Source organism: Rhodococcus aetherivorans (genome assembly GCF_011058165.1).
Classification (GTDB): domain Bacteria; phylum Actinomycetota; class Actinomycetes; order Mycobacteriales; family Mycobacteriaceae; genus Rhodococcus; species Rhodococcus aetherivorans.
Map to the genome: position 1 here is coordinate 65,919 of NZ_JAALEG010000020.1, position 12,239 is coordinate 78,157.

The following is a 12,239-nucleotide window of genomic DNA, read 5'->3' on the forward strand; positions in this document are numbered from 1 at the left end:
GGTTCCGGTGCGGCAGCGACGCCGGATCAGTGACTGAGGATCTTGCCGAGGAAGTCCTGGGCGCGGGCGGACTTGGGTGCGGTGAAGAACGTGTCGGGGTCGGTGTCCTCGATGATCTGCCCGTCCGCCATGAACAGCACGCGGTTGCCGGCCTTGCGGGCGAAGCCCATCTCGTGGGTGACGACGAGCATCGTCATGCCCTCCCGGGCCAGCGACGTCATGACGTCGAGCACCTCCTGGACCATCTCGGGGTCCAGCGCCGAGGTCGGCTCGTCGAACAGCATGACCTTCGGGTTCATCGCCAGTGCCCGCGCGATCGCGACGCGCTGCTGCTGGCCGCCCGAGAGCTGCGCGGGATACTTTTCCGCCTGATTGGCGATGCCGACGCGGTCGAGAAGTTGCAGCGCCTGCTCCTTGGCCTCGGTCCTGCCCTTGCGACGGACCTTTACCGGGGCGAGCATGACGTTCTCGAGGATGGTCTTGTGCGCGAACAGGTTGAACGACTGGAACACCATTCCCACGTCGGCTCGCAGCGCCGCGAGCGCCTTACCTTCTGCGGGAAGCAGCTTGCCGTCCACCCGGATCTCGCCCGAGTCGATCGGCTCGAGCCGGTTGATGGTCCGGCACAGGGTGGACTTGCCGGACCCGGACGGCCCCACCACGATCACGACCTGACCCGCCGATACTTCGAGGTTGATGTCCTGCAGCACGTGCAGGGCTCCGAAGTGCTTCTCCACCGCCGACATCGAGATCATCGGGGGTGCGCCGCCTGCCGAGCCGGAGGGCTTCTCGAATTCGACCGCCGCTGGTGTCATGGACAGAACCCTATGCTGCCCGCGCCGCCGTGCCGCAATTTTCGCAAGCCGAGTTCGGACTGCGTAATGGAAAATTTACGGTCGGCCCCGAAAGGCCGGTTCCGGTTCGCCCCGCCGGGTCGCGCGATGGACTAGTTTGTCTCTCTCGGCCCACTTCAGGAGCGGTCCGGCCCCGTGAGCTAGGCTGGGACGTGTCATCGATGGACCATGAACCCCCCAGCGCCCCGGCCGCCCTCGACGCGACCGCCGAGGTCGGCGCCCGCACCTACGAGGTGCGCACCTATGGCTGCCAGATGAACGTGCACGACTCGGAGCGCCTGTCCGGGCTGCTCGAGGACTCCGGGTTCACCAAGGCAGGGCCGGGTGCGCCCGCCGATCTCGTGGTCTTCAACACCTGCGCGGTGCGGGAGAATGCCGACAACAAGCTCTACGGCAACCTGAGCCATCTGCGGCCCGTCAAGGACGCCAACCCGAACATGCAGATCGCCGTCGGTGGGTGCCTTGCCCAGAAGGACCGCGAGGTCGTTGTGAAGAAGGCGCCGTGGGTCGACGTCGTGTTCGGGACGCACAACATCGGCAACCTGCCGGCGCTGCTCGATCGTGCCCGGCACAACCGCCGCGCCGAGGTCGAGATCCTCGAATCGCTCGAGGCGTTCCCCTCGACCCTGCCCGCCCGGCGCGAGTCCAGCTACGCCGGCTGGGTGTCGATCTCCGTGGGCTGCAACAACACCTGCACCTTCTGCATCGTGCCGTCGCTGCGTGGCAAGGAGGTGGACCGCCGGCCCGGTGACATCCTCGCCGAGGTCCGCGCGCTCGTCGACGAGGGCGTCCTCGAGGTGACCCTGCTCGGGCAGAACGTCAACTCCTACGGCCGCTCCTTTGCCGATCCGGAGCAGCCCCGCGACCGCGGCGCGTTCGCCGCGCTGCTGCGCGCCTGCGGCGGTATCGAGGGTCTCGAACGGGTCCGCTTCACCTCCCCGCACCCCGCGGAGTTCACCGACGACGTCATCGAGGCGATGGCGCAGACCCCGAACGTGTGCCCGCAGCTGCATATGCCGCTGCAGTCCGGCTCGGACCGCGTCCTGCGCGCGATGCGCCGCTCGTACCGCAAGGAGCGGTTCCTCGGGATCATCGAGAAGGTGCGCGCGGCCATGCCGCACGCGGCGATCACCACCGATATCATCGTCGGGTTCCCCGGCGAGACCGAGGAGGACTTCCAGGAGACCCTCGACGTCGTCGAGAAGGCCCGGTTCACCAGCGCCTTCACCTTCCAGTACTCCAGGCGACCCGGCACGCCGGCCGCGGAGATGGACGGCCAGCTGCCCAAGGCGGTGGTGCAGGAACGGTACGAACGGCTCATCGCGCTGCAGGAGCGGATCACCCTCGAGGAGAACCTCGCGCTCGTCGGCAGGGAGGTCGAGCTGCTCGTCGCCGCGGGGGAGGGCCGCAAGGACTCCGAGACCGCCCGGATGAGCGGCCGCGCCCGTGACGGCCGGCTCGTGCACTTCCGGCCCGAGGGCAACATCGACCGTGCGGTTCGCCCGGGCGACGTCGTCACGATCGTGATCAGCGAGGCCGCCCCGCACCATCTGGTCGCGGACACCCCGATCCTGACTCATCGGCGCACCCGCGCCGGCGACCGGTTCGAGCAGGGCCGCACCCCCAAGACGCCCCCCATCGGGGTGGGGCTCGGTCTCCCGCAGATCGGTGTGCCCGAGCCACTTCCGGCACAGACGGGATGTGACGCATGACCGCGAGCGGCCCCGACGAGGGCAGGACGCCCGGCGACGACGCCGGGGACGACGGAAGGGATCCGATGGACGAAGTCCGCGCCGACCTCGAGGCAGCCGAACGCAAGATCGCCGGCGAGATCGACCCCGGAGCCCGCGCGCTCGTCGTCGCGGTCGCGGTGCTCGTGCTGCTCGGCTCGTTCAGCCTGCCCCACGCCGGGGCGGCCAACGGGTGGGAGGTGCTGTCCTTCGCCCCCGACGCGACCGCCGAGTCCATCGCGCTGCCCTCCCGCATCTTCGTGTGGCTCGCTCTGGTGTTCGGCGCGATCTTCTCCATCCTGGCGCTCGTCACCCGCCGGTGGGTGCTGGCGTGGCTGGCGCTGGCCGGCTCCGCGGTGTCGATCGTGTTCGGCATGCTCTCGATCTGGTCGAGGCAGACCCTGCCGGTCGGCGACCCGGGCGCGGGACCGGGCATCGGCCTGATCCTGGGCTGGATCACCGTCATGGTGCTCACCTTCCACTGGGCGAAGGTGGTGTGGACGCGCACCGCGCTTCAGCTCGCCGCCGAGGAGGAACTCCGCAACGCGGCCGCCCAGCAGGAGAACAAGGGCCTGCTCGACGACTGACCGCCCGGGACCGGACGAACGACGGTGCCCCCGGCTCGAACGAGCCGGGGGCACCGTCGTGTCCGGAGGGGCGCTCAGCGCTCCCCGACGGCTCCTTCCGCGGCGTCGGCCCATTCCCGCCACTGCTGCGCCTGCGCGAGCGCACTCTCGGCGTCCTTCGGGCGGCCCGCGGCGGTGGCCTTGGCGGCCTGCTCCTCGAACTGGCGCACGCGCTCCCGGAACTGGGCGGCACGGGCGAGCGCCTCCGGGTCGGTGCGCCGCCATTCGGACTCGGCGGCCTCGCGGACCCGCTTCTCGATCGCCCGCAGACGGCTCTCGAGGTCGTGCATCCGCTCCCGCGGGACCTTGCCGATCTCCTCCCACCTGTCCTGCAGCTCGCGCAGCCGGGCCCGGGCGGCGTCGATGTCCGCCGCCGGATCGATCGACGCCGCCGACTGCAGCAGCGCCTCCTTCGCCTGCGCGTTCTCCTCGAACTCCGCGTCCCGCTCCGAGGCGGCCGCGTTGCGGGCGGCGAAGAACACGTCCTGGGCGCCCTTGAACCGCTTCCACAGCTGATCGTCGGCCTCGCGCGGCGCCCGGCCGGCCGCCTTCCACTCGGCGAGAAGTTCCCGGAACGCGGCCGCCGTCGCACCCCAGTCGGTCGAGTCCTGCAGTTCCTCGGCCTGCGCCACGAGATCCTCCTTGCGGGTCCGGGCGGCGGCGCGCTCGCGGTCCAGTTCGGCGAAGTGCGCGCCGCGCCGGCGGTTGAACGCCTCGCGGGCCTTCGAATAGCGCCGCCACAGGGCGTCGTCGACCTTACGGTCCACGCCGCGGATCGTCTTCCACTCCTCAAGGATCTCCCGCAACCGGTCGCCGGCAGCCTTCCACTGGGTCGACTCGGCGCCGATCTGCTCGGCCTCGGCCGCGAGGGCCTCCTTGCGGGCGGTGGCCGCCGCCCGCTGGTGCTCCTTCTCCTGTTTCGCGGCGACCGCCGCCTTCTCCGAGTCCGCGACGATCGCCGCGAGCCGCTCGGCGAGGGTGTCGAGGTCACCGATCACGGCGGCGGTGGGCAAGGACTCCGCGAGCGCCTGGGCCGCCGCCCGGGTCTTCTTCGCGTCCCCGGTGCCCGAGCTCAGCCGCGACTCGAGGATCGCCACCTCGGTCGCGAGGTCGTCGTACCGGCGGCCGAAGTGGGCAAGCCCCTCGGCGGCGTCGCCCGCCTGCCAGGACCCGATGCACCGCTCGCCCTCGGCGGTCTTCACCCACGCCGTGCCGTCCTCGTCGACGCGGCCCCACCGGCTCGGATCGCTGGCCGGGACCGTGGGCTGCGGATGGGGATGGGCGGCCGGGTGCGGCTTGGGTGCCGACGACTCGGGGGCCGGCCGCTGCCGACCCGGTTTGGGAGCGCCCGGCTTCGGAGCGCGGGATTCCTGCGTTGCGTTCGGGTCGGTCATCGGTCCTCATCTCTGCCGCGCGGCACGGCTGCCTGGTCGCACTGGTTCGCGTGGTCGGGCCGCGGAGGTCGCTCCGAGACCACGCCCGCCCACTATTGAAACAGGTCGCACGGCCGGGAGGCGGCGGGTCGGGTCGACTACGGTGGCCCGTGTGTTGATCGCCGCGGCGTTCGTGCCGTCCCCACCCCTGCTCGTTCCCGAGTTGACCGGCTCCGCGGCCGCCGAGACCGCCGACCTGCGCGCCGCCGTGCTCGACGTCGGGGCGGAACTGCGCGCCGCGGCGCAGTGGGTCGTCGTCGGTACGGGCACGGAGGCCGCGCACCTCCCGGACACGGCCGTCGGAACGTTCCGCGGCTTCGGTGTCGACCTGGCCGTATCGCTCGGGCCGGCGACCGCGGGGACGCCCGATCCGCAGCTGCCGCTGCCGGCCCTGATCGCGGGCTGGTTGCGCGACCGGACGGCGCCGGTCGTGCGCGCCACCACGCACGTCGTGCCGGCCGACACGACCCCGCAGGACTGCGCCCGCTTCGGGCGGCGGCTGCGCGGCGCCCTGGACGCGGACCGCACCCCGACGGCCCTGCTCGTGGTCGCGGACGGCCCGGCCACGCTCACCGCGAAGGCACCCGGGGCCTACCACCCCGGGGCGCAGGAGGTGGACGAGGCGCTCGGCGCCGCCCTCGCGGTCGGCGACGCCGCCGCGCTCGCCGCGCTCGACCCGGCGCTCTGCACCGAACTGGTCCTCGACGGCCGCGCCGCATGGCAGGTGCTGGCCGCGGTGTTCGGCTCCGACGGACCGGCGGCGGCCGCCACGACCCACAGCAGCGCGCCGTACGGCGTGGGATACCACGTCGGGATGTGGCGACCGTGACCCGTGAGCCCCTCCCTCCGGTGGCCGTCGTCGGCCCGACGGCCACCGGCAAGTCCGATCTGGGTCTCGATCTCGCCGAGGAGCTCGGCGGGGAGATCGTCAACATCGATGCGATGCAGCAGTACCGCGGCATGGACATCGGCACCGCCAAGCTGCCCGTCGACGAGCGGCGCGGCATCACCCACCATCAGCTCGACGTCCTCGATGTCACCGAGACCGCCACGGTCGCCCGCTACCAGCAGGCCGCGACCGCCGACGTCGAGGCGATCCGGGACCGCGGCGCCGTGCCGATCATCGTCGGCGGCTCGATGATGTACGTGCAGGCCCTCCTCGACGAGTGGCAGTTCCCCGCGACGGATCCGCAGGTACGGGCCAAGTGGGAGGCGCTGCTCGCCGACGAGGGGGTGGCCGCGGTGCACGCGGCGCTGCAGCGGGCCGACCCGGTCGCCGCGGCGACGATCCTCCCCACCGACGGCCGCCGCATGGTCCGCGCCCTCGAAGTGGTCGAGCTCACCGGGGCGCCGTTCGCGGCGTCGCAGCCGCAGATCGGCGATCCCAGATGGGGGACCGTCGTGCTGGGGGTGGACCGGGACACCGTGGCCCTCGACGACCGGATCGCTCGGCGCACGGACCTGATGTTCGAGCGCGGACTGGTCGACGAGGTGGCGGCGCTGTGCGAGCAGGGGCTGCACGAGGGGGTAACCGCCCGTCGGGCGATCGGGTACGCGCAGGTGCTCGAGTACCTGGCCGGTGAGTGCGACCTCGCCCACGCCCGCGAGCGCACCTTCATCGGGACGCGGCGCTACGTGCGCCGGCAACGCTCGTGGTTCCGCCGGGATCCGCGGGTGCACTGGCTCGACGGTGCCGATCCGGCGCTGCGGGACACGGCGCTGCGGGTTCTCGCCGATGCGAACCGTCGTTAAGGTGACGGGCATGGACTTCAGCAAGGGCCACGGCACCGAGAACGACTTCGTGATCCTCCCGGATCCCGACGTGCGGATCTCCCTCGAGCCGAAGCGGGTGGCGGCGCTGTGCGACCGCCGTCGCGGCCTCGGGGCGGACGGGGTCCTGCGCGTCGCGCGCGCCGGGGCGCTGGTCGACGCCGGGGTTCTGCCGGCACTGCCCGAGGGGACGGACGCCGACGACTGGTTCATGGACTACCGCAACGCCGACGGCTCGATCGCGGAGATGTGCGGCAACGGGGTGCGGGTGTTCGCGCACTTCGTCACCGCCAGCGGGCTCGAGTCGCGCGGCGAGTTCGTCGTCGGCAGCCGCGCCGGCGGCAAGCCGGTGCAGGTGCACAGCGCCGACGCCACCCACGGCGAGGTCACCGTCGACATGGGTGTGGTGCGGGAGCTGGGGGAGTCGACGGCCACCATCGAGGGCCGGGTGTACCGCGGGCTGGGCATCGACGTCGGCAACCCGCACCTGGCCTGTGTCGATCCGCACCTGACCGCGGCGACCCTGGCCGCCCTCGACCTTTCCGGTCCGGGTTTCGACCCCGGCTTCTTCCCGCAGGGGGTCAACATCGAGTTCCTCACGCCCATCTCCGCGGGCGCGGTGGACATGCGGGTGTACGAGCGGGGCGTGGGGGAGACCCGGTCCTGCGGCACCGGCACGGTCGCGGCCGCCGCCGCGGCGTTGCGTTTCGACGGGTCCGGCTCCGGTACGGTCCAGGTGCACGTCCCCGGCGGGACCGTGCAGGTGCGCCTCGAGGACGGCCGGGCCGCGTTGCGCGGCCCGTCGGTGCTGGTGGCGTCGGGCACGATCGGCGACGACTGGTGGGGCGGCCTGGACTGACTCCCGGCCCGGCGGCGCCGGTGCGCCGCGCGGGTTTCGCCCTGCGCGGACACCCGGAAAGTCGCATGCGTCGGCGCGTCCGACGTGGGACGATGGTCGTGTATGACGAACACACGACGAAACGAATCGGCCACCGACGACGCGGACCGCGTCGCGGGCTGGGCCCCCGCCGACCCGTCGGTCGGCGAGATGCAGCTCGAGGACCGCAGCGCCCTGCGCCGCGTCGCCGGGCTGTCCACCGAACTCGAGGACATCACCGAGGTCGAATACCGGCAGCTCCGCCTCGAGCGGGTCGTGCTGGTCGGGGTGTGGACCGGCGGCACCGCGGCCCAGGCCGAGGCCAGCCTCGCCGAGCTCGCCGCACTGGCCGAGACCGCGGGCTCCGAGGTACTCGAGGGCCTGATCCAGCGCCGGGACCGTCCCGACGCCGCGACCTACATCGGCTCCGGCAAGGCCGAGGAACTGCGCCAGGTGGTGCTGGCCACCGGTGCCGACACCGTCATCTGCGACGGCGAGCTCACCCCTGCGCAGCTGACCGCCCTGGAGAAGATCGTCAAGGTCAAGGTCATCGACCGCACCGCACTGATCCTCGACATCTTCGCCCAGCACGCCACCTCCCGTGAAGGCAAGGCGCAGGTATCGCTCGCGCAGATGGAGTACATGCTGCCGCGACTGCGCGGCTGGGGCGAGTCGATGTCGCGGCAGGCCGGCGGCCGTGCCGGCAGCAACGGCGGCGTGGGCCTGCGCGGTCCCGGCGAGACGAAGATCGAGACGGACCGTCGCCGCATCCGCGAACGGATGGCCAAGCTGCGCCGCGAGATCAAGGCGATGAAGTCCGTTCGCGACACCAAGCGCACCCGGCGCATGCGCAACCGCATCCCGTCGGTCGCCATCGTCGGCTACACCAACGCCGGCAAGTCCAGCCTGCTCAACAAGCTCACCGGTTCCGGTGTGCTGGTGCAGAACGCGTTGTTCGCGACGCTCGACCCGACCACCCGCCGGGCCGAACTGCCGGACGGACGGGAGTACGTGCTCACCGACACCGTCGGCTTCGTGCGGCACCTGCCGACCCAGCTCGTCGAGGCGTTCCGCTCCACCCTCGAGGAGGTCACGGACGCGGACCTGCTGCTGCACGTGGTGGACGGGTCCGATCCGTTGCCGACGGACCAGATCAAGGCCGTGCGCGAGGTGATCACCGACGTGCTGCGCGAGTCCGACGCTCCGCCGCCGCCCGAGCTGATCGTGGTGAACAAGGTCGACGCCGCCGACCCGCTGACCCTCACCGAGCTGCGCGCCCTGCTGCCCGACGCGGTGTTCGTCTCGGCGCGCAGCGGCGAGGGACTCGACGAACTGCGCGAGCACCTCGCCGCGCTGCTCGAGCACCCGGACGTCGAGGTGAAGGTGCTGCTGCCGTACACGCGGGGCGACCTGCTCGCGCGGATCCACTCGGACGGGCAGGTCCTGAACTCCGCGCACGAGGTGGACGGTACGCGCGTGCATGCCCGCGTGCCGCAGGCGCTCGCGTCGGCCCTGGTCGAGTACGCCGCCTAGTGCGCGGGGCCCTCGTCGGCCTGGTGGCCTCGGCGGCCGTCGTGTCGGCGCCGGCCGCCGCGGCGCAGACCTCCACGGTCCCGATCGCCGAGGTCGACGGTGGCGTGCTGTGCACCCCCACCGATCCCGCCCTCGCGGAGCTGTCGGGCCTCGTCGCCTCCGGTGATCGCGTGTTCGCGGTGCCGGACGCCGGGGCCGACGAGGCGGTGTTCGAGCTCGGGGCCGACTGCGCGGTGGTGCGCCGCATCCCGCCGCCCGTCGACCCGTACGACGTGGAGGACCTCGCCGCCGGTCCGGACGGCCGGCTGTGGCTCGGCGACGTCGGCGACAATCGCGCCGCGCGCGACACCGTCGCGCTGATCTCGGTCGACCCGCAGACCGGCGCGGGCAGCCTGCACCGGCTCACCTATCCCGACGGCCCACGCGACGCGGAGACGCTGCTCGTCCCGCGCGACGGGGTGCCGCTGATCGTCTCCAAGCCGCTGTTCGGCAGTGCCGGGATCTACCGGCCGGCGGGCGGGCGGAGCGTGGACGACCTGCCCGACCCGGGGCCGGTCCCGCTCGAACGCGTCGGATCCCTGACCCTCGGCCCCACGGACACCCCCGGCGGACCCGTCGGCGGGGCCTCCTCCGCGCTGGTCACCGGTGGCGCGGTCAGCGCCGACGGCACCGTCGCCGCAGTGCGCACGTACACCGATGTCTACCTCTTCCACGCCCCCGACGGCGACGTCGCGGCGGCGCTCGCGGCGGGCCCGGCCCTGCGGGTGCCGGTGCCCCACGAACCCCAGGGCGAGGCGGTGGCCTTCACCGCGAGCGGGGACCTGCTGACCGCTTCCGAATCCGCCGACGGCGCCCTGCCGGGAGTGCGGGTGTGGCGCGACGTGGTGGGCCTGTTCCGGCCCACGCCTGCGGAGGAGCCGGCGCAGACCCCGGACGGGGCGATGCCCGCGGCAATCGCCGCGGGCATCGTGGTGATCGCAGCCGCCGCAGGCGGGCTGTGGCGACGGGCCGCGCGCCGCCGCCGGGGCTGACGTCAGGCGTCGAGGTCGGCGGCCACCAGCTCGGCGACCCGGGCGAGCACGTCGGTGTCGTCGCTGGTCACGGTGACCTCGGTGCCCTGGGTGGCGCCGAGCGTCATGATGAGCAGCGCCGAGCCCGCGTCGACGGGTTCGCCGCCGTCCACGGCCAGGGTCACCGGGACTCCGGAGGCGACCACGGCTTCGGCGATGATGCCGGCCGGCCGGGCATGCAGGCCGATGGACGAGCCGACGGTGACGGTGGTGCTGGGCATGGGAACTCCTTCGGGGTAGGGACGGTCGTCGGATCCGATCAGGCGACGGCGGGCTGGGCCGCGGTGTCGCTGCTGCGCAGGTGGGCGGGCCGGTGCACCTCCTTGGCGAGGGTCACGCACAGCGCACCCACGACGGTGCCGGCGGCGAGGGCGACCAGGAACCACAGCAGGTTGCCGATGGCGAAGAACACGAAGATGCCGCCGTGCGGGGCGCTGAGGGTCGTCCCGGTGGCCATCACGATCGCGCCGGTGACGGCGCCGCCGGCCATCATCGACGGGATCACCCGCAGCGGGTCCGCCGCCGCGAACGGGATCGCTCCCTCGGAGATGAACGAGGCACCGAGCAGCCATGCGGCCTTGCCGTTCTCCCGTTCGGCGGTGCTGTAGATGCCCGGCCGCAGCGTCGACGACAGTGCCATCGCCAGCGGCGGCACCATGCCGGCGGCCATCACGGCCGCCATGATCTGCAGCGAGGCGTTGTTCGAGACGTCGAGCCCGGCGACGGCGAAGGCGTAGGCGGCCTTGTTGACCGGGCCGCCGAGGTCGAAGCACATCATCAGGCCGAGGATCACGCCGAGGATGACGACCGAACTCCCGGACAGGCCGTTGAGCCAGTTCGTCAGGCCCGTGGTGATCGCGGCGAGGGGCTTGCCGAGGACGAGGAACATGAGGGCGCCGACGATGAGGGTGGCGAACAGCGGGATGATCACCACCGGCATCAGCCCGCGGGCCCACACCGGGACCGGGATGCGACCCACCCACAGCGCTGCGAAGCCTGCGATGAGGCCGCCGACGAGGCCACCGATGAAGCCGGCCCCGACGAACACGGCCACCGCGCCGGCGGTGAAGCCGGGCGCCAGGCCGGGCCGGTCCGCGATCGCGAAGGCGATGAAGCCCGCCAGGGCGGGCACCAGGAAGGAGAACGCCAGCGAGCCGAGCTGGAACAGAACCGCGCCGAGATAGGTGGTCAGGCCGCCGTCCGGGAGGTCGGTCAGCGAGTTGCCGACCACGATGTCGGCGGCGGGCTCGGTGATCTCGTACCCGCCGAGCAGGAATCCGAGGGCGATGAGCAGGCCGCCCGCGGCGACGAACGGGATCATGTAGCTCACGCCGGTCAGCAGGATCTGACGCAGCCGGGTGCCCCAGCCGACCTCGCCCGCCGAGGGTTCGTCGGCGGCCGCAGCCACGGCGGCCGCGTCGACGGTGCCCGCGGACGGGTCCTTCGCCGCGCGCATCGCCTCGGCGACCATCACGTCGGGCTCGTTGATCGCCCGCTTGACGCCCGAGGCGACCACCGGTTTGCCGGCGAACCGTTCGCGGTTCTTCACGCCGACGTCGGTGGCGAAGATGACGGCGTCGGCGCCGGCGATCACGGACGCCGGCAGGGGGGTGCTGCCGCTCGAACCCTGGGTCTCGACCCGCACCGTGACCCCGGCGCGTTCGCCCGCGGCCTTGAGGGCATCGGCGGCCATGTAGGTGTGGGCGATTCCCGTCGGGCAGGCGGTGACAGCGACGATGGTGCGCTCGGCGGCCGGGGTGGGTTCGGGCGCCGGGGTGGCCGGCGCGGACTCGGCGGCCGGGGCCGCGGTGGTGGCCGGGGCCGGTTTCGGCAGAACCCCCTCGACCAGCGCGATCACGTCCGCGGGTGTGGCCGCGTCGCGCAGTGACCCGACGAAGTCCGGCCGCACGAGTGCCCGGGCGAGCGACGAGAGCAGCTTCATGTGCTCGGCTCCGGCCCCCTCCGGGGCGGCGATGAGGAACACGAGGTCGGCGGGTCCGTCGGGGGCGCCGAAGTCCACCTTGGGGGACAGTCGCGCGAAGCCGAGCGACGCGGTGGCGACGGCGTCGGCGCGGCAGTGCGGGATGGCGATCCCACCGGGCAGGCCGGTGGCCGACTTGGCCTCCCGGTCCAGGGCGGCGGCCGTCAGTGCCGCCGCGTCGGTGGCGCGGCCGGCGGCGGCCAGCCGCGAGGCCAGCGCGGCGATGACCGACTCCTTGTCGGCGCCGAGGTCTGCGTCGAGCGCGATCAGGCCGTCGTCGATGATCGCGGGCCCGGAGGTGGCGCCGGAAGCGATGTCTGGCATGGCGTGTCCTTACTGGTGGTGAGGGAGGGCCGGGGACGGGG

General features: G+C 72.8%; 11 protein-coding genes. 7 read left to right on the forward strand and 4 right to left on the reverse strand.

What is annotated here, in order from left to right; translation table 11 throughout:
• Positions 1–26: 26 nt before the first annotated feature.
• A complete protein-coding gene (locus G6039_RS11040; protein ID WP_029543348.1) occupies positions 27–755 on the reverse strand; it encodes an amino acid ABC transporter ATP-binding protein in 729 nt (242 codons plus the stop codon).
• Positions 756–1,015: 260 nt separating this feature from the next.
• Here G6039_RS11040 and miaB point away from each other — a divergent pair, with 260 nt between their 5' ends.
• Complete coding sequence (gene miaB / locus G6039_RS11045) at positions 1,016–2,566, forward strand: tRNA (N6-isopentenyl adenosine(37)-C2)-methylthiotransferase MiaB (RefSeq protein WP_006948250.1); 1,551 nt, start codon at positions 1,016–1,018, stop codon at positions 2,564–2,566.
• Complete coding sequence (locus G6039_RS11050; protein ID WP_006948249.1) at positions 2,563–3,171, forward strand: Rv2732c family membrane protein; 609 nt, start codon at positions 2,563–2,565, stop codon at positions 3,169–3,171. Before miaB ends, G6039_RS11050 begins: the two co-directional genes overlap by 4 nt.
• Positions 3,172–3,245: 74 nt before the next feature.
• Here G6039_RS11050 and G6039_RS11055 read toward each other — a convergent pair whose 3' ends face one another.
• The gene (locus G6039_RS11055) at positions 3,246–4,604 is read right to left on the reverse strand and encodes a DUF349 domain-containing protein (RefSeq protein WP_029543352.1); all 1,359 of its coding nucleotides are present in this window, start codon (positions 4,602–4,604) and stop codon (positions 3,246–3,248) included.
• A 151-nt stretch (positions 4,605–4,755) separates the two neighbouring features.
• Here G6039_RS11055 and G6039_RS11060 point away from each other — a divergent pair, with 151 nt between their 5' ends.
• The 5 genes from G6039_RS11060 (at position 4,756) to G6039_RS11080 (ending at position 9,854) form a co-directional block, all read left to right on the forward strand.
• Complete coding sequence (locus G6039_RS11060; RefSeq protein WP_029543353.1) at positions 4,756–5,472, forward strand: class III extradiol ring-cleavage dioxygenase family protein; 717 nt, start codon at positions 4,756–4,758, stop codon at positions 5,470–5,472.
• On the forward strand, positions 5,460–6,395 hold the full coding sequence (gene miaA / locus G6039_RS11065; protein ID WP_029543354.1) for a tRNA (adenosine(37)-N6)-dimethylallyltransferase MiaA: 936 nt from the start codon (positions 5,460–5,462) through the stop codon (positions 6,393–6,395). The genes G6039_RS11060 and miaA overlap by 13 nt, the downstream gene beginning before the upstream one ends.
• Positions 6,396–6,405: 10 nt before the next feature.
• The gene (gene dapF / locus G6039_RS11070; RefSeq protein ID WP_029543356.1) at positions 6,406–7,272 is read left to right on the forward strand and encodes a diaminopimelate epimerase; all 867 of its coding nucleotides are present in this window, start codon (positions 6,406–6,408) and stop codon (positions 7,270–7,272) included.
• A gap of 102 nt (positions 7,273–7,374) precedes the next feature.
• Positions 7,375–8,823, forward strand: coding sequence for a GTPase HflX (gene hflX, locus G6039_RS11075; RefSeq protein WP_006935077.1), 1,449 nt, complete (start codon positions 7,375–7,377; stop codon positions 8,821–8,823).
• Positions 8,823–9,854, forward strand: coding sequence for a hypothetical protein (locus tag G6039_RS11080; protein ID WP_029543362.1), 1,032 nt, complete (start codon positions 8,823–8,825; stop codon positions 9,852–9,854). Before hflX ends, G6039_RS11080 begins: the two co-directional genes overlap by 1 nt.
• 2 nt (positions 9,855–9,856) lie before the next feature.
• Here G6039_RS11080 and G6039_RS11085 read toward each other — a convergent pair whose 3' ends face one another.
• Positions 9,857–10,114: an HPr family phosphocarrier protein gene (locus tag G6039_RS11085; protein WP_006935073.1), complete on the reverse strand. Its 258-nt coding sequence runs from the start codon at positions 10,112–10,114 to the stop codon at positions 9,857–9,859.
• A gap of 38 nt (positions 10,115–10,152) precedes the next feature.
• Positions 10,153–12,198 (reverse strand): PTS fructose transporter subunit IIABC, encoded by a 2,046-nt coding sequence (locus G6039_RS11090; protein ID WP_029543363.1) that lies wholly within the window; start codon positions 12,196–12,198, stop codon positions 10,153–10,155.
• Between the last annotated feature and the right edge of the window lie 41 nt (positions 12,199–12,239).